At 70.5% G+C, this 19695-nt stretch carries 20 protein-coding genes; 8 read left to right on the top strand and 12 right to left on the bottom strand.

Annotated elements, in window-relative coordinates; all coding sequences use genetic code 11:
* Window positions 1–7: 7 nt before the first annotated feature.
* Window positions 8–2851, bottom strand: a complete 2844-nt coding sequence (locus ACWDOP_RS23445) for a Na+/H+ antiporter subunit A (RefSeq protein ID WP_456346773.1) — start codon at window positions 2849–2851, stop codon at window positions 8–10.
* Window positions 2852–3102: 251 nt separating this feature from the next.
* Between ACWDOP_RS23445 and ACWDOP_RS23440 the strand changes: the two genes are divergently transcribed.
* On the top strand, window positions 3103–3837 hold the full coding sequence (locus tag ACWDOP_RS23440) for a VIT1/CCC1 transporter family protein (RefSeq protein WP_456346772.1): 735 nt from the start codon (window positions 3103–3105) through the stop codon (window positions 3835–3837).
* 25 nt (window positions 3838–3862) lie between these two features.
* On the opposite strand, the gene ACWDOP_RS23435 is transcribed toward ACWDOP_RS23440, so the two are convergent.
* The 3 genes from ACWDOP_RS23435 to ACWDOP_RS23425 all read right to left on the bottom strand — a co-directional run bounded on the left by ACWDOP_RS23435 (window position 3863) and on the right by ACWDOP_RS23425 (window position 6115).
* Window positions 3863–4327: a hypothetical protein gene (locus ACWDOP_RS23435; RefSeq protein ID WP_456346771.1), complete on the bottom strand. Its 465-nt coding sequence runs from the start codon at window positions 4325–4327 to the stop codon at window positions 3863–3865.
* Window positions 4328–4340: 13 nt separating this feature from the next.
* Window positions 4341–4952: a hypothetical protein gene (locus ACWDOP_RS23430; protein WP_456346770.1), complete on the bottom strand. Its 612-nt coding sequence runs from the start codon at window positions 4950–4952 to the stop codon at window positions 4341–4343.
* Window positions 4953–5017: 65 nt separating this feature from the next.
* A complete protein-coding gene (locus ACWDOP_RS23425) occupies window positions 5018–6115 on the bottom strand; it encodes a zinc-dependent alcohol dehydrogenase family protein (RefSeq protein ID WP_456346769.1) in 1098 nt (365 codons plus the stop codon).
* Between the two features lie 123 nt (window positions 6116–6238).
* Between ACWDOP_RS23425 and ACWDOP_RS23420 the strand changes: the two genes are divergently transcribed.
* The 3 genes from ACWDOP_RS23420 to ACWDOP_RS23410 all read left to right on the top strand — a co-directional run bounded on the left by ACWDOP_RS23420 (window position 6239) and on the right by ACWDOP_RS23410 (window position 9207).
* Complete coding sequence (locus tag ACWDOP_RS23420) at window positions 6239–7033, top strand: helix-turn-helix domain-containing protein (RefSeq protein WP_456346768.1); 795 nt, start codon at window positions 6239–6241, stop codon at window positions 7031–7033.
* 107 nt (window positions 7034–7140) lie between these two features.
* Window positions 7141–7812, top strand: coding sequence for a PadR family transcriptional regulator (locus tag ACWDOP_RS23415; RefSeq protein ID WP_456346767.1), 672 nt, complete (start codon window positions 7141–7143; stop codon window positions 7810–7812).
* 177 nt (window positions 7813–7989) lie between these two features.
* On the top strand, window positions 7990–9207 hold the full coding sequence (locus tag ACWDOP_RS23410) for an FAD-dependent oxidoreductase (protein WP_456346766.1): 1218 nt from the start codon (window positions 7990–7992) through the stop codon (window positions 9205–9207).
* A 103-nt stretch (window positions 9208–9310) separates the two neighbouring features.
* Here the strand turns inward: ACWDOP_RS23410 and ACWDOP_RS23405 are convergent, their stop codons facing one another.
* Window positions 9311–11350, bottom strand: a complete 2040-nt coding sequence (locus ACWDOP_RS23405) for a DHA2 family efflux MFS transporter permease subunit (protein WP_456346765.1) — start codon at window positions 11348–11350, stop codon at window positions 9311–9313.
* Window positions 11351–11477: 127 nt separating this feature from the next.
* Complete coding sequence (locus tag ACWDOP_RS23400) at window positions 11478–12140, bottom strand: TetR family transcriptional regulator (RefSeq protein ID WP_456346764.1); 663 nt, start codon at window positions 12138–12140, stop codon at window positions 11478–11480.
* A 108-nt stretch (window positions 12141–12248) separates the two neighbouring features.
* On the opposite strand from ACWDOP_RS23400, the gene ACWDOP_RS23395 reads away from it, so the two are divergent.
* From ACWDOP_RS23395 to ACWDOP_RS23380, 4 genes are all read left to right on the top strand, one after another.
* Window positions 12249–13232 carry a sigma-70 family RNA polymerase sigma factor gene (locus ACWDOP_RS23395; protein ID WP_456346763.1) on the top strand — a complete coding sequence of 328 codons (984 nt, stop codon included), beginning with the start codon at window positions 12249–12251 and terminating at the stop codon, window positions 13230–13232.
* A 111-nt stretch (window positions 13233–13343) separates the two neighbouring features.
* Complete coding sequence (locus ACWDOP_RS23390; RefSeq protein WP_454205467.1) at window positions 13344–14219, top strand: oxidoreductase; 876 nt, start codon at window positions 13344–13346, stop codon at window positions 14217–14219.
* A gap of 51 nt (window positions 14220–14270) precedes the next feature.
* Window positions 14271–14744 (top strand): transcriptional regulator, encoded by a 474-nt coding sequence (locus ACWDOP_RS23385; protein ID WP_456346762.1) that lies wholly within the window; start codon window positions 14271–14273, stop codon window positions 14742–14744.
* A gap of 20 nt (window positions 14745–14764) precedes the next feature.
* Entirely contained in the window at window positions 14765–15139 is a 375-nt protein-coding gene (locus ACWDOP_RS23380) for a DUF3817 domain-containing protein (RefSeq protein WP_454205500.1), read from the top strand.
* A gap of 103 nt (window positions 15140–15242) precedes the next feature.
* Here ACWDOP_RS23380 and rdgB read toward each other — a convergent pair whose 3' ends face one another.
* From rdgB to ACWDOP_RS23350, 6 genes are all read right to left on the bottom strand, one after another.
* Window positions 15243–15851, bottom strand: a complete 609-nt coding sequence (gene rdgB, locus ACWDOP_RS23375; protein ID WP_456346761.1) for an RdgB/HAM1 family non-canonical purine NTP pyrophosphatase — start codon at window positions 15849–15851, stop codon at window positions 15243–15245.
* The gene (rph, locus tag ACWDOP_RS23370) at window positions 15851–16627 is read right to left on the bottom strand and encodes a ribonuclease PH (protein WP_454205470.1); all 777 of its coding nucleotides are present in this window, start codon (window positions 16625–16627) and stop codon (window positions 15851–15853) included. Before rph ends, rdgB begins: the two co-directional genes overlap by 1 nt.
* A gap of 156 nt (window positions 16628–16783) precedes the next feature.
* Complete coding sequence (locus ACWDOP_RS23365) at window positions 16784–17548, bottom strand: cyclic nucleotide-degrading phosphodiesterase (RefSeq protein WP_454205471.1); 765 nt, start codon at window positions 17546–17548, stop codon at window positions 16784–16786.
* A 74-nt stretch (window positions 17549–17622) separates the two neighbouring features.
* Window positions 17623–18324 (bottom strand): rhomboid family intramembrane serine protease, encoded by a 702-nt coding sequence (locus ACWDOP_RS23360; protein ID WP_454205501.1) that lies wholly within the window; start codon window positions 18322–18324, stop codon window positions 17623–17625.
* Window positions 18325–18426: 102 nt separating this feature from the next.
* Complete coding sequence (locus tag ACWDOP_RS23355; RefSeq protein ID WP_456346760.1) at window positions 18427–19389, bottom strand: PLP-dependent cysteine synthase family protein; 963 nt, start codon at window positions 19387–19389, stop codon at window positions 18427–18429.
* Between the two features lie 4 nt (window positions 19390–19393).
* Window positions 19394–19693 (bottom strand): MoaD/ThiS family protein, encoded by a 300-nt coding sequence (locus tag ACWDOP_RS23350; protein WP_456346759.1) that lies wholly within the window; start codon window positions 19691–19693, stop codon window positions 19394–19396.
* Window positions 19694–19695: the final 2 nt, after the last annotated feature.

Genomic DNA, 19695 nt, shown 5'->3' with positions numbered 1-19695 from the left:
CGACCGCTCATGCTCGGGCACCTTCCTGCGCCGTCTCGGTGTCGTCGTCGGTCGTGTCGCCGAGTTCGATGTCCAGACGCGCCCCCAGGCTGCGCAGTACATCGAGCACCAGACCGACGACGATCAGATAGACGCCGAGATCGAAGAACAGCGCGGTCACCAATTTGATCTGCCCGAACACCGGCAGGGTGAACTCGATGATCGCCGAGGACAGCGGCGGCGCGCCCAGCAGCAGCGAGGTGGTGGCGGTGCCCGCCGCGAGGGTCAGGCCCGCGCCGAGCAGATGCCCGGCGTCCACCGGCAGGGCCTCCCCCAGCTCGTAGCGGCCGCCGGCCAGATACCGCAGGGTCAGCGCCAGGCCGGCGATGAGTCCGCCCGCGAAGCCGCCGCCGGGCGCGTTGTGCCCGGCGAAGAAGAAGTAGACCGACAGCACCATGATGGTCGGGAACACCAGGCGGGTGGTCAGCTGCAGGACCATGGACCGCTTCTCGCGGGCCACGAGCCGGCCGGCGGGCAGCCAGCTCGGCAGATCCGGGTTGTAGTCGGGCGAGTCCGCGGCGCGGGGGGCGGCGCCGTAGCGGCGATTGCGGAAGACCAGGGAGGCCACGCCGGTCGCGGCCACGATCAGCACCGAGACCTCGCCGAGGGTGTCCCACGCGCGAATGTCGACCAGCAGCACGTTGACCGCGTTCTTGCCGCCGCCGCCCTCGTAGGCGGCGGCCGGGATCAGATGCCAGATCGGCTCGGCCGTGCGCGCCGCGATGGCGAAACCCGCCAGCACCGCGACGGTGACGCCCACGCCCGCCGCGAGCAGCGCCCGGCGGACCTTGAAACTGGCGGTGCGGCTGTCCTCGATCTCGGCGGGGAACGCCCGCAGCACCAGGACGAAGACCACCAGGGTGATGGTTTCCACCAGGCCCTGGGTGAGCGCGAGGTCGGGTGCGCCGTGCAGGGCGAACAGCACGCCCGAGCCGTAGCCGGTGACGCCGACGACGAGCACGCTGGCGAGCCTGTTGCGCAGGACCGTCGCGCTGATCGCCATGGCCGCCATGATCGCGCCGATGGCCAGTTGCAGCGGCGAATCCCACAGGCGCAGTTCGACTCCCGTGCGCGTGCCGGTCGCCAGGATCACCGCGGGCAGCACCACCATGGTGCCGAGGATGGTGGCCTGGCTCAGCGGCAGCGAACCGCGCTGCACCGATCCGGTCATGCGCAGCGAGAGCCGGTCCATGCCGCGCAGGGTGGCGTCGTAGACGCGGTCGGCGTTGCCCAGCAGCGAGCGGGTGGACTCACCGCCGCGGCCGAAGTAGACGAACACCGCGACACCGGCGGCGATGATGCCCGCGGTGAGCGCGAGCGGCACGGTGAAGCCGTGCCAGAGGGCGAGGTGCTCGGGCTCGTCACCGGACAGGGTCGCCGCGTAGGGCCGGATGAGCCCGTCGATCCAGGGCGCCACGAGGCCGCCGAGCAGGCCGGCGACCGCGGTCACGGCGGCCGGGGCGAGGAACAGCGCGCCCGGGCGGTGCCAGTCGGCGAACTCGACGTCCGCGGCGCTCGGCTTGTCGGCGAAGGCGCCCCAGACGAAGCGCGCGCTGTAGGCGACGGTCAGGGTCGAGCCCGCGACCACACCGGCGCACAACAGGATTCGGCTGACGTCGGTGAGATTCCCGGCATCCAGGATCGCGCCGAGCGCGGCTTCCTTGCCGACGAATCCGAGCAGAACCGGGATACCGGCCATGCTCAGCGCGGCCAACGCCGCCACGCCGAGCAGCGCCGGTTCGCGGCGGCCGATGCCGGTCAGTCGCCGCAGGTCACGGGTGCCGGCGCTGTGATCGATGATGCCGACCACCATGAACAGGCACGCCTTGAACAGCGAATGCGCCACCACCAGCGTCATACCGGCCAGCGCCGCGCCGGGGGTGCCGATGCCGACCAGCAGCACCAGGAATCCGAGCTGGCTGACCGTGCCGAAGGCGAGCACCAGTTTCAGGTCGGTGACCTGGAGTGCTCGAATTCCGGCCAGCACCATGGTCGTCACGCCCAGCCCGAGCACCAGCGGATGCCACAGCGGTGATTCCGAGAAGACCGGGGCCAGCCGGGCCACCAGGTAGACACCGGCCTTCACCATGGCGGCGGCGTGCAGGTAGGCGCTCACCGGGGTCGGCGCGGCCATGGCGCCGGGCAGCCAGAAGTGCAGGGGGATGAGCGCGGACTTGCTCAGCGCGCCCACCAGCACCAGTACGACCGCGGCATCGACCGCGGTACCGGTGGGCATCTCGGGCGCGGCGAGCAGATCCGAGAGCAGGTAGCTGCCGTAGGCCTCGCCCAGGATGACGATGCCGACCAGCATCGCCAGCCCGCCCGCGCCGGTCACCAGCAGCGCCTGGATGGCGGCGCGCCGGCTGTCCGGGCGGTCGGCGTAGTGCCCGACCAGCAGGAACGACAGCACCGTCGTCAGTTCCCAGAAGGTGAACAGCAGCAGCATGTTGTCGCTGGTCACCAGGCCGAACATGACGCAGGCGAAGGCGGTGAGCAGCCCGGCGAACACGCCGAGGCGGGGTTCGTCGTTCTCGAAGTATCTGGCGCAGTAGGCCAGGATGAGCGCGCCCACGCCGAGCACCAGACTGGCCATGATCGCGGCGAGCGAATCGAAGCGAAGATCGATGTTCATGCCGATCTCCGGCGCCCACTCGATCCGAACCTGTTGCGTGGAGCCCCAATTCGCGACGACCCAGCCCAAACCCGCGGCGGGGACGAGGGCGAGACCGAAGAAGGCGTCGCGACCGAAGACCCGGACGCACCACGGCGCAGCCAACGCGGCGAACGCGAGTGCGAGCAGGACTGGCAGCAAATTGGCTCCGATGGTCGGCGGGACGTCGACGGGAAGTCGAGAGGATCCTATCCAAATTCGGACATCGTCCGGCAATCGTGCTGGTGAGGAGCCCTGGCGCGTCGCCGGTCGCGGGGGCCCGCCGAGAACCCGGCCCACCTGTGCGAACGCCGGGTGCGCCCGGTGCCCGGCACCGGGCGCGTCACTGTGGGCAACATCATGGCGGCGTGCCGTCGCGTCGATCGGCCCAGTCGGACGCCTAGGCTTTTCGTGTGACCGATACGACCGATTCGGGCGGGCAGGTTCATCCGCACGAGCCCCATTCGACCGAGGGGCTGGCCACCCGGCTGAACTGGCTGCGGGCCGGGGTGCTCGGGGCCAACGACGGCATCGTCTCCACCGCCGGGCTGGTGGTGGGCGTCGCCGCGGCGAACACCGGAACCTCCGCGATTCTCACCGCGGGCATCGCCGGACTCAGCGCGGGCGCGATCTCGATGGCCGCCGGTGAGTACGTCTCGGTGAGCACCCAGCGCGACAGCGAACGCGCGCTGCTCTCGAAGGAGAAGCGCGAGCTCGCCGAATCGCCGGACTACGAACTCGCCGAACTGGCGCAGATCTATCAGGGCAAGGGCCTGTCCCCCGAGACCGCGCGCCGGGTGGCCGCCGAACTCACCGAGCACGACGCCTTCCGCGCGCACGCCGAAGCCGAATTGGGTTTGGATCCGACCGAACTCACCAACCCGTGGCACGCGGCGCTGTCCTCCGCGGTGGCCTTCACCCTCGGCGCGCTGCTCCCCCTCCTGGCGATCCTGCTCCCGCCGGTGTCGTACCGGATCCCGGTGACCTTCGTGGCGGTGCTCGTCGCCCTGGCCGTCACCGGGACGGTGAGCGCCCGCCTGGGTCGCAGCGATCCCTGGCGCGCGGTGCTGCGCGTGGTGGTCGGCGGCGCGCTGGCCATGGCCGTGACGTACGGCATCGGCCAGATCGCGGACGTGTCGGGGATCTAGACGCAGCTGGCGGGCTACGACGAAATCAGGGCAGTGGCAACAGGATCGGGGGATCCACCGGGTGCGGCGTAGCGGGTTCCACCGGCGTGGGCTCGTCGAGGGGCGGCAGCACGCCGGCCTCGGCGGCCTCTCCCATGGGTGGGAGCGGCACGCCGTCGAGGGGCGGTGGGGCGAGGACGGGTGGCACGCCATCCACCGGCGGCACACCGGCAACCGGCGGGATGCCGGCGACGGGCGGGACCCCGACCACCGTCGGCACCCCTGCGACGGGGGCCTGGGGCACCCGAATCACCAACGCGGGGGCGGTGTTCCGGGGCGGGGCGACCGTCGGGGTCGACTCGGCCGCGCCGGTGTCGCCGGAGCGGGTGAGCAGCACGCCCGCGCCGATCGCCAGCACCATCAGGCCGGAGGCCAGGGCCACCGTGCCCAGTGCCCGGGGATCGATGTCGCCCTCGTCGGCCGGCGTCGATTCGTGAACGCTACCGAGCATGGCGGTCTACCTCCTACGGGGCGGGCGGCGGGGGCGGTGGCGGGGGCAGCAGGAACGGCAGGATCGGGGCGAGGATGTCCGGAACCACCGGGGGCGGCGGCGGGGGCGGGGGTTCCGGCGGCGGCGCGGGCTCGGGCGGCGGGGCCTCGGCCGGGGCGGGCGGAATGTACTGCTGTTCGGGTTCGGGAGCGGGCGGCGGCGCTTCCACCGGCGGGGGCGGCTCCGGCGCGGGCGGCGGAGGCGGGGGCTCGGGCGCGGGAGCGGGCGGTGGCACGGAATCGACCGGCTGGGTGGTCGAGGACTTGGATCCGGGGGTGGTCGTGGCCGATTCGGCCCCGCCGGGAGAACCCCCGAGCCCGGCGCGCAGGCCGCCGCCGACCAGCAGACAGGCGATGCCGATGGCGAGCGCGCCCATGACGATCACCGCCCGCACCGACATCTCCCCCGGCTCGGTGACGCCGGGGGTGCCGTCGTTGTTCGGTCTCGCAGGGGGTTTCTCCTGCATGGTGCTCGGTGCCACCGCGGAACTCCTTCGTTCGAGCAGCGCTGCCGCCGATCCGAAAAGCTCGTACTTCTCCGCACCGTACACAGGTTTGCCGAAAACCTGAATGCGCTCGACGGGCACGAAATATTCCAGCTCAGTATCTATTGAGCAGCATTGCCGAAAGTTCGCCGATGATCGCGCCCCGGTCAGTCGACGGTGATGACCACCTTGCCGAACGGGTCCTGGCCGGCAAAGTAGCGGTACGCGTCGATCGCCTCGTCGAACGGGAAGACGCGGTCGACGACCGGGCGCAGGCGATGCGCGGCGACGGCCGCGTTCATTGCCTCGTGGTCGGCGCGGCTGCCCACGGCGATGCGGCGCACCGACAGGAACTTGCCGCCGAGCGGGTCGGCCGGTTCGCCGCCCGGCGGCGCGGGAAACGCGCCGATCAGGGTCACCTGCGCGTTGTAGGCCGCTGCCGCAAGGGATTTCGGCAGGGTGAGCAGACCGACCGCGTCCACCACGTGCTCCACCCCGTCGCCGCCGGTGTGGTCCAGGACCACCTGCTCCCAGGCCGGGGTGACGGTCCGATCGACGACCTCGTCGGCGCCGAGCGCGCGCAACCGAGCCGCCTTGGCGCCGGAGGACGTGATCGAAACGACCCGCGCGCCGAGCAGTTTCGCGAACTGGACGGCGAACAGCCCCACCGGTCCGGTGCCGACGGTCAGCACCGTCTCCCCCGGCCCCACCGGCACCGGCTTGGTCAGCGCCGACCAGGCGACCAGACCGGCACAGGTCATGGCGGCGGCCTCCACATCGGTCAGGTGCGCGGGCACGTGTACGACCGAATCGTCTTCGAGCACAATGTAATCCGCCAGCCAGCCCGCGTTGTTGGCGCCGTACTGCTGATAGGCGAGGGCGAGTTTCTGCGGGCCGTCGTTCCAGGCGACGAAGTAGGTGCCCGAGACGCGATCCCCGAGCGCGGCCCGGCGCACCCCCGCGCCCACGGCGACCACTTCACCGACGCCGTCGACCAGCGGCACGATGCCCGGGGTCAGCGGAACCGGATAGGAACCCTCGAGCAGCATGAGATCGCGGCGATTGAGCGAGGTGGCGCGGACGCGGACCACGACCTGCCCCGAGCCGGGACGCGGCACCGGCCGGGTGCCGAGCGTCAGGCCGTCCAGGCCGCGTAGCGGTTCCGCCCGGTAGGCCCGGGCCTCGTTCGAGTCGGTTGCCGGAAGCACCTCCGCCGCAAGGGAAGTGACGACATCAGGGGTGCGCTGATCGAGTTCGTTGCTCATGGCAGCGAGTGTGTGCGCCGCCCGGGCGCCGCCGCGATTCCCCGGAGGGAATGATCCGGGGGCCGCCGCCGTCATTCCCTCCGGGGAATCGCGGCGCGGCGCGACCGCGCACACAGTGGAGGTATGACGATCATGGCGGTGGCGACGAGCCCCTTCGCACAGCAACTACGCCGGTGGCGGTCGCTGCGCCGGATCAGCCAGCTCGACCTCGCGATCCGGGCCGAGACCAGTCAGCGGTACCTGAGCTTCCTGGAGCAGGGCCGCTCGCATCCGGGGCGGACCATGGTGGTGCGCCTGGCGGAATCGCTCGGCCTGACGCTGCGCGAGCGCAACACCCTGCTGCTGGCCGCCGGCTATGCCCCCGCCTTTCCCGAATCCGCTTTGGACGCACCGGAACTCGGCGCGGTACGGGAGGCCGTCGAGACCATCCTGCACGGGCACCTGCCCTACCCGGCGGTCGTCACCCGCCCCTACGGGGTGCTGGTGGCCGCCAATGCCGCGTTCGAGCTGCTGACCGCGGGCTGCGCGCCCGGCCTGCTGACCGCGCCGGTGAACGTCCTGCGCCTGGCCCTGCATCCGGCGGGTCTCGCGCCCCGGGTACTGAATCTGCCCGAATGGGGCAGGCACATCGTCGACAGCCTGCGCAATCGCGCCGCGCACAGTCCGGATCCGGCGCTGGACGCGCTCATCGCCGAACTGACCGGCTACCTGCCGCCGGCCGATCCCGGCCCGAACCATCTCGGGTTCGCCGTGCCGCTGCGGCTGCGGCACGGCGACACCGAACTGCGGCTGATCACCACCCTGACCTCGTTCGCCACCGCGACCGACATCACGCTGGCCGAGTTGCACCTGGAGGCATTCTTGCCCGCCGACCGGCCGACCGCCGACCTGCTGCGGGCGCGGTTCGCCCGGGATTGAGCAGCATCGCCCCCGAGCCCGGCGCACATGCCGCCGGGCAGGCCGTCCACCCCTTGCTCCCGAATACTCGTAGACGTATATTCGTATGCGAGTAAGGAGGCGCGCGGATGGCCCGCAAACGCAAGGTCGGCAATCTCATGGCCCTGGCCGTGCTCTCGGTGCTCGCCACCGGGGACATGCACCGCTACGAGATCGCTGCCCGATTGCGGGCGTGGGGCAAGGACCGCGACATGGGCGTCAAATGGGGGTCGCTCTACACCGTGGTGGACAACCTCACCAAGCACGGCTTCCTGGAGATCGCGGGCAGCGAGCGCGACGGCGCGCGCCCCGAGCGCACCATCTACCGCATCACCGGCGCCGGTCGCGCCGAACTCGCCGACTGGGCACGGGAACTCATCTCCACGCCCATGCCCGAACAGCGGCCCTTCATGGCGGGCCTGTCGGTGCTCGCGGCGCTGCCGCCGGACGATGTCGTGGAGTTGCTCGGGACGCGAATCACCGCGCTGGAGCGCACGATCGCTGAGCAGCGCGCCCAATTATCCACGCTGGAAGGCACTTTGCCGCGCCTGTTCCTCATCGAGGACGAGTACGAACTGGCCATGCTGGAGGCCGAGGCGCACTGGGCGCGCACGACGCGCGACGCCCTCGCCGACGGCACCTTCCCGGAGATCGGGACGTGGCGCGAGTGGCATCGAGCCGGGCTACCACCGGCCGAGGTCGTCATCGAGGTGGAGGGAGGAACGCCCGGGGCGCAGCCGCCGGACACGAATTCTCGATAGACCGGGCCCCGGCGAGCGTGCTGCAACACGACCGCCGAGACCCGGATGTGCACAGTCCCGAACCTCGTTCGTGCAGGCGAACTCGGCTCCGAGTTTGGCAACTACAGGATAACTGGCTTCGCCGCGCGCGCGGGGATTCGGGTAAACGATCTTCTTCGATACCCAGGGAGAAAACCCATGTCCCTCATCAACTCTGCCCGCGTGCGCTCCGCCATGGTCATCGGCGGCGGCATCTCCGGTCCGGTGACCGCGGCCGCCCTGCACCGCGCGGGCATCGACACCCGGGTGTACGAGGCCTATCCCGGCCCCGCCCACAGCATCGGCTCCAACCTGGCACTGGCCCCGAACGGCCTGGCGGCCCTCGACGTCATCGGCGTCGGCGACGCGATTCGCGCCGTGGCCGCGCCGTTCAGCGCCCAGGCCGCCGCCATCGGCGCCAAACACGTCGACCTGCCCCGGCTCGACGGGGTGGAACCGCTGCGCCTGGTCGACCGGCCGGACCTGCACCGGGTCCTGCACGAGCACGCCGTCGCCCAGGGCGTCGTGATCGAGTACGGGCGGCGGCTGGTCGGGGTGGACGAGCGCGCCGACGGCGTCACCGCGCGGTTCGCCGACGGCTCCACCGCCACCGCCGACGTGCTGATCGGCGCCGACGGCATTCATTCGGCCACGCGGGCACTGGTCGACCCGCAGGCCCCCGGACCGACCTACCTGCGCATGCTCGGCTTCGGCGCGTACACCACCTGCGACCTCGAATTGCCGCCGGAGAGTATGACTTTCGCCTTCGGGCGGCGGGCCTACTACCTGTACGGCTCCATGCCGGACGGGCGGGTGATGTGGGGCGCGAATCTGCCGCACGAGCGCAAGCTCTCGCTCACCGAGGCGCGGGCGATCCCGGCCGAACGGTGGCTGGAGATCCTGCGCGAGACCTACGCCCAGGACGACCCGGGCGCGGAGCTGGTACGCCGAACCCGGCCGGAGGACCTCGAGGTGGTCGGCGGACTGTACATCATGCCGCGGGTGCCGAACTGGTGGCGCGGGCGGATGGCGCTCACCGGCGACGCGGTGCACGCACCGTCCAACAGTTCCGGACAGGGTGCGTCGCTGGCCATCGAGAGCGGTATCGAGCTGGCGCGCTGCCTGCGCGACATCGGTGATCCGGCAGCGGCTTTCGCCGCCTACGAGGCCCTGCGCCGGCCCCGGGTGGAAGCGGTCGCGGCCCGGGTGGCGCGCACCAACAGCACCAAGGCCGCCGGTCCGGTCGCGCGCCGGATGATGTCCGCGCTCATGCCGGTGATGTTCCGGATGATGAACCCGGAGAAGGTGTTCGGGGCCGAGCAGCGCTTCCGGATCGACTGGGACGCCCCGGTGCGGCCCGAGCGCCTCGGCGTCTAGCCGCCCCGGCGATCCGATGCGTTCCGAGCGGGCCGGGGATCATCCCGGCCCGCTCGGAACGCACGGGATGGGCTGTCCGCCCGGCGTTCCGCGAGCGGCCGTCTCAGCGGCGGGCGGGCAGCGCGTCCGGGCGGTCCGCCTCGTCGAGCAGCTTGCCGGCGATGTTCTCCAGCGCCTGATCGAGCAGCGCGCGGTCCTTCGGATCGGTGAGATCCCAGTCCTCCAACTGGGTTTCGAGCCACCGCTTCCAGGCCGCGCGCACCCGGTCCACCTCGCGCAGCCCGCGGTCGGTGAGTTCGAGGTCGTTCCCGTCCCGCCGCAGCAGACCCTCGCGTTCGGCCTTGGCGTACACCGGCTCCACGAGTTCGGCGGGCACCCAGTGCGTGCGGGCGATGTCGCCGACGGTCGCCGCGCCGCGCAGCTTCTGATAGATCCGCACCTGGCCCAGCGCCCACGCCTCGTCCCGGCTGAGCGAACTGCCCGCGGCGGCCAGGATGCCCGGATCCGGGACGGAGTTGTCGCGGAGTTTGCGCAGCACCTGCGCCACCGCGCGCTCCAACTGCACCGCGCGGTCGCCGGAGTCGGGCACCGCGAAGCCCTCACCCACGTCTCCGGCCTCACCGCGCGCGCTGTCGCGCAGCGGCACCTCCTTGAGCAGCCAGGCCACCAGGAAGCCGAGCACCGCCACGGGCACGACCCACCGGAAGACGTAGTCGATGGAGGTGGCATAGGCGTCGATGATCGGCAGCGCCTGATCGCGCGGCAGCTGCCGCAGCGCCTCCGGATTCTGCGCGACCTCCGGCGGCACCTTCGACTCGGCAACCGCCGCACCGAGATTCGGGCCGATCTGGTTGGAGTACAGGGTGCCGAACACGGTGGTGCCGAAGGCGCTGCCGATGGTCCGGAAGAACGTCACCCCCGAGGTCGCGGTGCCGAGATCGGCGTACGGCACGCTGTTCTGCACCGCGATGGTGAGCACCTGCATGGCCAGGCCGATGCCCAGGCCCAGGATCAGCATGTACAGCGACTGCAGCCAGACCGAGGTGTTCGCGTCCATGGTCGACATCAGGAACAGGCCCACGGCCATGACGGCGGTCCCGGCGATCGGGAAATACCGGTAGCGCCCGGTCCTGCCGACCACCGTGCCGGACAGGATCGAGGTGAAGAACAACCCGACCACCAGCGGCAGCGTGCGCACGCCCGACACGGTGGCCGAGACGCCCATGACGTACTGCAGGAACGCCGGCAGGTAGGTCATCGCGCCGAGCATGGCGAAGCCGACGATGAAGCTCAGGATGGAGCAGACGGTGAAGACGTTGCTGCGGAACAGATGCATGGGGAGCATGGGTTCCGCGGCCCGCAGTTCCACTCGCACGAACAGCACCGTGAGGATGGCCGAGGCCGCGAACAATCCCAGGATCACCGGCGAGCCCCACGCGTATTCCTGTCCGCCCCATTCCAATCCGAGGATGAGGCAGGTGACCGCGACCGCGATGAGCGCGATGCCCAGGTAGTCGACCAGCGGCTTGACCGCGTTCTTGACCACCGGGATCGTGCGAGCCGCGACCAGGATCATGATGATCGCCAGCGGCACGTTCACGTAGAAGCACCAGCGCCAGCTCAGATGGTCGGTGAACAGCCCGCCCAGCGTCGGGCCGATGACCGTGGTGATGCCGAAGACCGCGCCGAGGCCGCCCTGGTACTTGCCGCGCTCGCGCAGCGGGATCACGTCGGCGATCAGGGCCATCGAGGTGACCATGAGCCCGCCCGCGCCCAGACCCTGGATGGCCCGGGCCACGATGAGCAGCGTCATGTCGCCGGACATGCCCGCGATGATCGAGCCGATGATGAAGATGGCGCCGCTGGCCTGGAAGACGAGTTTGCGGCCGAACAGGTCGCCGAACTTGCCGGCCAGCGCGGTGGCGATGGCCTCGGCCACCAGGTACGCGGTCACCACCCAGGCCATGTGCCCGGCCCCGCCGAGGTCGGCGACGATGGTCGGCAACGCGGTGGCGACGATGGTGGAGTCCAGCGCCGCCATGAGCATGCCCAGCACCACGGTCCCGAAGATGATGTCGATACGGGCCTTGCTCAGCGGCTGAGGTGGTGACGGGAGGGTTGCGGCTGCGCTGGCACCGGTCATCGGCCCAGTATGTTGCGCTCACCAGCCCCGATAGGGCAACGACACGGCAAACGAGACCGATCGGTTGCATCATGTGCGCGGTCCCGAACCCGCGCGCGGCCGCCGCGCACGGATCCGCCCGAGCCGGTCAGCCGAGTCGCACCGCGTACCGCCCCAGCGCCGGTTCCAGGGTGTCGAACGCGGTCGCGATGTAGCGCAGCAACGCGGCGGCGATGACATCGTCCGGTTCGCCCGCGACCGAGCGGCGCAGGGTCTCCTCGAAGAGCGCGCGATGCACCGATCCGAGCAGCGCCGCCGCGGCGCGCGGGGTGAAATCGTCCGCGCCGGAGCCGGTTTCGTCGGCCAGCAGGACCGCGAGCCGATTCTCGCGCTCCTCGTGGAACTCCCGTAACCGGGCCAGCAGCGCCGGACTGCTCACCAGCAGGCGGGCGAATTCGGGCCCGGAGAAGCCGACGACCGGATTCCGGTCGCGCGCCGCCGTCTCGTACGCCCGCCGCAGCGCGTGCAGCGCCGATGCGCCCGGCTCCCGGTCGCGAACGACGGCCGCGAGCCCGCCGACGTACTCCTCGGCCAGATCCAGAACCAGGTCCTCCTTGCGGGGGAAGTAGTTGGTCACCGTCATCTTGGCGACGTCGGCGGCGGCGGCGATGTCGGCGATCGTGACGGCGTCGTACCCGCGCTCGAGGAAGAGCGCGGTGGCCGTGGCGGAGATGTTCTCCCTGGTCTGCTGCTTCTTCCGGGCGCGCAACCCGTCCGGGCGGGCGGCGGGATCGGCGGTCTGTCGGCTCATGGATCGAGCATAACTTATCTCGTCATAAATTCATGGTTGACATATTTTTGTGTTCGACCTATCTTTGTCTTCGTCGCCGGAGACGGCGACGAGACCGAGGGAGCGCACATGACCGTCACCACCGCCGCCCGCACCACCGCCGGCAGCCCGGACACCGGCCGCATGACCCTCAGCGAGGACTCGATCAGGGACTACCTGCGCCGGATCGGCGGCACGCCGCTGCTCACCGCCGCGGACGAGTACGCCCTGGGCGAGCGCATCGAGGCCGGGGTGCTCGCCCGGCAGCGCCTGGCCGAAGCCGAGTGCGCGGGAACGGAATTCAGCGCGGCCGAGCGGCGGGAGCTGCTGCGCGCGATCACCGGCGGGCAGCAGGCGAAGGACCACATGGTGCGCGCCAACCTGCGCCTGGTGGTCTCGATCGCCAAGCGGTACCCGCCCGCCACCGGCATGTCCATGCTGGATCTGGTGCAGGAGGGGACGCTCGGGCTCATGCACGCCATCGACAAGTTCGAGCACCGGCGCGGGCTCAAGCTCTCGACCTACGCCACCTGGTGGATCAAGCAGTCCATCGGCCGCGCGCTGGGCGAACGCGGCCGGGCCGTGCGCCTGCCCTCGCACGTGGTCGAGGTACTGAACCGGGTCCTGCGCACCGAGCGCGCGCTGTCCCAGCGGCTGGGCCGCGCGGCCACCGCCGAGGAGCTGGCCGCCGAGCTGGAGCTGCCGGTCACCCAGGTCCGCGAACTGCTCGGCCATGCGCGCGAACCGATTTCGCTGCACACCCCGATCGGCGAGGACGACAACGCCGACCTGGGTTCGCTGCTCGCCGATCCGGGCCCGGACCCCGCGGTGGCGGTCACCGACGGCGCGCTGGGCGGGCAACTGCGCCGGGTATTGGCCGGGCTGCCCGAACGTGAGGCGCAGGTGATCGCGCTGCGCTATGGTCTCGACGGCGACGCCGAGCCGCGCACGCTGGAAGAGGTCGGCCGGATCTTCGGCGTGTCCCGCGAGCGGGTGCGCCAGATCGAGGCCAAGGCCATGCAGAAGTTGCGCCAACCGGCCCGCACGCGGGCGCTCGAGGGCATGCTCGGTTGACGTGCCCGCTGTCTGGGTAAGCGGACTACCGCTCGAACTTACTCTGGAGTAAGGTCGGGGCAGCGAGTGCGACGGTGCACATCGAACGCCGAACCTGTGAGGTCAACAGCCATGGCATGGAAGCCAAGCCACATCTCGGATCAGTCCGGACGCACCTTCGTGATCACCGGCGCCAACGGCGGCATCGGTGAGCAGACCACCAAGGTCCTCGCGAGCAAGGGCGCGACGGTCATCATGGCCTGCCGCAACACCGCCAAGGCCCAGGAGGTGGCCGACGGCATCGAGGGTGACGTGCGGGTCGCCGCGCTGGATCTCGCCGATCTGGCCTCGGTGCGCGAATTCGCCGCCGGCACGGGCGAATTCGACGTGCTCATCAACAACGCCGGCCTGATGAACATCCCGTTCCGGCGCACCGCCGACGGCTTCGAAACCCAGTGGGGCGTCAATCATCTCGGCCACTACGCGCTGACCGGGCTGCTGCTGGACCGGATGCGCGACCGGGTGGTCACCCTCGCCTCCATCGCGCACCGCCAGACCCCCAAGCTCTGGATCGACGACCTCAACTACGAGAACCGCCGCTACCAGCGCAATCTGGCCTACGCCCAGTCCAAGCTGTCGAACCTCATGTTCGCCCGCGAGCTCCAGCGCCGCCTGGGCGAGGCCGGATCCGCCAAGCGCTCCTACGGCGTTCACCCCGGCGTCTCGGCGACCGACCTGTTCGCCCGCACCGAAACCCCGCTGGACAAGATCTCCAAGCCGTTCGTGCGGATCATCGGCCACTCCCCCGCCCGCGCCGCGCACTCCTCGCTGTTCGCGGCCACCGAACCCGACGCCGACCCCACGGTCTACTGGGGCCCCAACCGCCTGCGCGGCGCCCAGGGCCCGGTGGAGGCCGCCTCCTCCAGCAAGCTGTCCCAGAACCGCGAACTCTGGCGCCGCCTCTGGGAGGAGTCCGAACGCCTCACGGGCGTCACGTACAAGTTCTAGCGGGACAGCCCACCTACTACGGGAGCCGTAGTAGCCAGGTACCTTGGTGGGGTGTCCGCCGCTCCCCACCGCCGCCCGGCCCTGGTCGTCTTCGTGATCGTGGCATTCGCGGCCTGCCTCGCGCTGGGCTACTGGCAGTGGACGCGGTACGAGTCCGGCAGCGGCACCGGCCAGAATCTGGGCTACGCGCTGCAGTGGCCGCTGTTCGCGGGGTTCGTCATCTTCGCCTACGTGCGTTTCGTCCGGCTGGAGAAGGCCGCGCGCGACGAGGTCGACCGGGAAGCCGCGCCGGATGCCGCCGCGGCGCCGACCACCGACAGCGCACCGCGCCCGCAGCGGGTCAAGCCGGCCGCGCCGCGCGAGATCCCCGCCGGGCTGCTGCCCGAGCGGCCGAAGGCCGCCGTCGACGCCGACGAGCAGACCACCGAATACAACAGGTACCTGGCCGAATTGCACGCCGTCGACATGGATCAGCGGATTCAGGACGCGGGACTGGGCAACAACACCGAGAGGAGCGCCGGGTGACGACCCGCGACGAATCCGCCGTGAACACGGACGCTACGACCCCCGCCCGGCCGGCCGGCGCCGCCCCGACCGAGAAGATCCGCGGCGCCCTGCTGCGCTACCGGATCCTGGCCTGGATCACCGGTCTGTGGCTGCTGGTGCTGTCCGGCGAGATGGTCTACAAGTACCTGCTGCTCGAGGACAAGAACACCGCGCCGGAGTGGTTCTTCTACATCGCCCAGGCGCACGGCGTGTTCTACATGATCTACCTGGTCTTCACCGTCGACCTCGGCATCAAGGCGCGCTGGGAGCCGGTCACCACGGCACTGACCTGCCTGGCCGGCACCGTCCCGTTCCTGTCGTTCTGGTTCGAGCACAAGCGCACCCTGGAAGTCCGCCGGACCTTCGGGCTCTGACGGCAGGTCCGGCGCGAGCCGCCGCCCGCTTCCCCGTACATCGACAGAGCGCTCCCGGCCGATCCGGCCGGGAGCGCTCTGTCGGTATGTCAGGGAGCCGAATTCAGTTGCCGGCCAGCGCCTTCAGCGCGGGAAGCAACTGCTTCAGCGCGCGCCCGCGATGGGACACCGCGTCCTTCTCGGCCGGGGTGAGCTGGGCCGCGGAGACCGTGCCGCCCTCGGGCACGAAGAGCGGGTCGTAGCCGAACCCGCCGTCGCCCACCGGCTTTCGCGCGATGACACCGGGCCATTCGCCGCGCACCACCGTTTCCACGCCGTCCGCGACCAGCGCGCAGGTGGAGACGAAATGCGCGGTCCGCCGCTCGTCGGGGACGTCGCCGATCTGGGCGAGCAGCAGCGCGTTGTTGGCCGCGTCGTCGCCGTGCGTGCCGGACCAGCGGGCCGACAGCACACCGGGCATACCGTTCAGGGCGTCCACCGCGATACCGGAATCGTCCGCGACACAGGCCAATCCGGTCGCCGCGAACCCGTCGCGGGCCTTGGCCAGGGAGTTCTCCTCGAAGGTCGCCCCGGTTTCCGGCGCCTCCTCGTACTCGGGGACGTCGTTCAGACCGACGATCTCCAGGCCCGCGATCCCGGCCTCGTCGAGAATGCGGCGCAATTCGTTGAGCTTCTTGGCATTACGGCTGGCGACCAGCACGCGGCGCGTCATCAGGACTTCTTCTTCCCCGTCTCGGACGGCTCGGGCAGCACCCCCGGATACGGGAGCGCGAGGGCCTGCTTCTGCACCTGGAACAGCTGTTCGCACCCGGCCAGCGCGGAATCCAGCAGCCGGTCCAGGGTGGAGCGCGGGAAGGTGGCGCCCTCGCCGGTGCCCTGGATCTCGACCAGGGTGCCGGTGTCGGTGGCGACCACGTTCATGTCGACCTCGGCGCGCGAATCCTCCTCGTACGGCAGGTCCAGACGCACGCGGCCGTCGACCACGCCGACGCTCACCGCGGCGATCGCGCAGGAGATCGGCTGCGGGTCGGTGAGCTGCCCGGCCGCGGCCAGGTAGGTGATGGCGTCCGAGAGCGCCACGTACGCGCCGGTGATGGCCGCGGTGCGGGTGCCGCCGTCGGCCTGCAGCACGTCGCAGTCCACGGCGATGGTGTTCTCACCGATGGTGGACAGGTCGATGCACGCGCGCAGCGACCGGCCGATGAGCCGGGAGATCTCCTGGGTGCGGCCACCCACCCTGCCCTTCACCGACTCGCGCCCGGAACGGGTGTGGGTGGCGGCGGGCAGCATGGCGTATTCCGCGGTCAGCCAGCCCATTCCGGAGTCGCGACGCCACCCGGGCACGCCCTCGGTGACACTCGCGGTGCACATGACCCGGGTCCCGCCGAACTCCACCAGCACCGAACCCGCCGGATGCGTGGTGAATCCCCGGGTGATCTTCACGTCGCGGAGTTCGTCATCCGCCCTACCATCGGCTCGTTTCGACACAGCCTCACCCTAGCCGGGCCGATACCGCAAGCTGTTCCGCCTCCCCGGATATTCAGCGCACGGCCTGGGAGCCGTTGGCAGTTTCGCACGCGTAGTGCGGTTGAGTGCGTCGCCTGTTGTGGGCGTGCCCCGGGAGTTACCCCGACACGCACGAAATCAGATGTCGAAGGTCTCGCCCGGGGACACCGCGTGCACGGGACCCTTGAACACCGCCTTGGCCTCGGCGATGACGTCCTCGCGGGAGGTCCACGGCGGGATGTGGGTCAGCAGGAGTTCGCCGACGCCGGCCTCGGCGGCGACCAGCCCCGCCTCGTGACCCGAAAGGTGAATGCCCGGGGGGCGATTCGCGGGGTCGTGGGTCCAGGAGGCCTCGGCCAGCAGCACGTCGGCGCCGCGGGCGAGTTCGAAGACGTCGTCGCAGATGGCGGTGTCGCCGGTGTAGACGAAGGTCTTGCCCGCGGCGGTCTTGATCCGCAGGCCGTAGGACTCCGGCGGATGGAACATGCGGCGGGCCTCGATGACATGGCCGGGGCCGAAGGTGATCGGTTCGTTCGCGACCCAGGTGCGCATGTCGATGACGTCGGACCAGTCGTCGGTCTGGCCGCCGATCTCGGCGGAGGCGTTGCCGATCCGCAGGGAGGTGTCGGACGGGCCGTAGACGATGGCCTTACCCGTGGGCGGATTCGGGTGGTACCGGCGCCAGACCAGCAGGCCCGGCAGATCCAGGCAGTGGTCGGCGTGCAGGTGGGTGAGGAAGATATCCACTTCGCCCGGGTCGAGGTAGCGCTGCAGCGCGCCCAGGACGCCGGGGCCGAAATCGATGACGGTGGGTGTCATATCCGGGCCGGTGAGCAGGTATCCCGAAGCCGGGGAATCCGGGCCGGACACGCTGCCCGAGCACCCGATCACGGTGAGGCGCATTCCCCCATGCTGCCACGCTGCTGTCTCACTCAAGGAGGGATCCCCCAAATCGCCGACCGGTGCCACCGTCACCCCTACGACGCGAGACGGCCGGCGTTAGCCCCTCGACGATGACGACGTTCATCCCCAGAGAGTACCCACCCCGCAACCAGACCACCCACCGCCCCGAAAAGATGTCCTTGCCAAGAGATTCCGTCCTGTCCCGGCAGCACACCCCACAGAATCGACCCATACAGCAACCCCACGAGGACGCCAATAGCGATCTGCGCCACATTCCGTGCGAACAGTCCCCGGGAGATCAGATAGGTGAGCCAGCCGAACACCAGGACCGAGGCCCCGACATGCACCGACCCGGTGGCGCCGGTCAGCCAGGTGCCGGTTTCGCCGATCACCCAGATGATCGCGGTGGCGGCCAGTCCGCGCGCGATCCCGGTCAGCAACGTCAGCAGGCCGAGGACCAGGACGGGCAGCGTGTTACCCATCAGGTGTTCCCAATTGGCATGCAGCACAGGGCCGAACAAGATCCCGTCGAGTCCGCCGACACGCCGCGGCTCGACCCCGGCTTCCAGATCCAGCTTATGTCCGGTTACCGAATCGACGCCTTCCACGGCGTAGAGCAGCGCGGTGAACGCCAGGATTATCGCAATGGCCCGCTGCCACAACAGTTTCAGCGCCCCGCCGCCGCCCGTCGCCGAGCGCGGATCGGTCAGTTGTCCCCGCAGTCGCCCGATCCGATCCGGATCGAAAGACGCTCCGACGCCGCCACTCATAGCCAGACCTCCTAGGCCGCACTCTGCCCCGAGCGTACCGCCGGGCGCGCCGGGCAACGCGCTATCGAGGGGCGACGGCCCGGCGGTGCGGCCCGCCGGGCGCGGGCGTCAGGCCCAGAGCTGGCCGTCCAGCCGCTCCTCGGCCTCGTCGAGTGTGCCGTCGTACGCGCCGGTCGACAGGTACTTCCAGCCGCCGTCGGCCACCACGAACGCGATGTCGGCGCGCGCACCCGCCTTGACGGCCTTGTTCGCCACGCCGAGCGCGGCGTGCAGGATCGCGCCGGTGGAGATGCCCGCGAAAATGCCCTCCTGCAGGACCAGTTCGCGGGTGCGGCGCACGGCGTCGTACGGGCCGACCGAGAAACGGGAGGTCAGCACGGATTCGTCGTAGAGCTCGGGGATGAAGCCCTCGTCGATGTTGCGCAGCCCGTAGACCAGTTCGCCGTAGCGCGGTTCGGCGGCGACGATGTCGATCCCGGGCACGTGCTCGCGCAGGAAGCGGCCGGTGCCCATGAGCGTGCCGGTGGTGCCGAGGCCCGCGACGAAGTGCGTGATCTCGGGCAGATCGGCCAGGATCTCCGGGCCGGTGGTCTCGTAGTGCGCCAGGGCGTTGGCCGGATTGCCGTACTGGTAGAGCATGACCCAGTCCGGATGCTCGGCGGCGATCTGTTTGGCCAGCGCCACAGCCTGATTGGAGCCGCCCGCCGCCGGCGAGTCGATGATCTCCGCGCCGTACATGGTGAGCAGCTGCCTGCGCTCGACCGAGGTGTTCTCCGGCATGACGCACACCAGCCGGTAGCCCTTGAGCTTGGCGGCCATGGCCAGCGAGATCCCGGTGTTGCCGCTGGTCGGCTCGAGAATGGTGCAGCCGGGCGTGAGCAGCCCGTCGCGTTCGGCCTGCTCGATCATGCGCAGGGCGGGCCGGTCCTTGATGGATCCGGTGGGATTGCGGTCCTCGAGTTTGGCCCACAGGCGCACGTGGTCGTCGCCGTCCCAGCGCGGGGACAGGGTCCGCAGCCCGACCAGGGGCGTGTTGCCGAGGGTCGCGATCAGCGACTCGTAGCGGGCCACCGGACTACCGGCCGCCGGTCACGGTGTCCGGCGCGCCCCCGGCGACAGCGGGCAGGATGGTGACGGTGCCGCCGTCGGTGATCTCGGCGTCCAGTCCGCCCGCGAAGCGCACGTCCTCGTCGTCGACGTAGATGTTCACGTAGCGGTTGAGCTTGCCGTCCTTGAGCAGGCGCTCCTTGAGACCGGTGTGGTTGGCCTCGAGATCGTCGATGAGCGCGGCCAGGGTCGCGCCCTGCGCCTGGACTCGCTTCTCGCCCCCGGTGAGGGTGCGCATGATGGTCGGGATGGACACGGTGACCGACATGG

Source organism: Nocardia sp. NPDC003693 (assembly GCF_053981095.1).
This window is presented reverse-complemented; position numbering and strand designations above follow the sequence as displayed.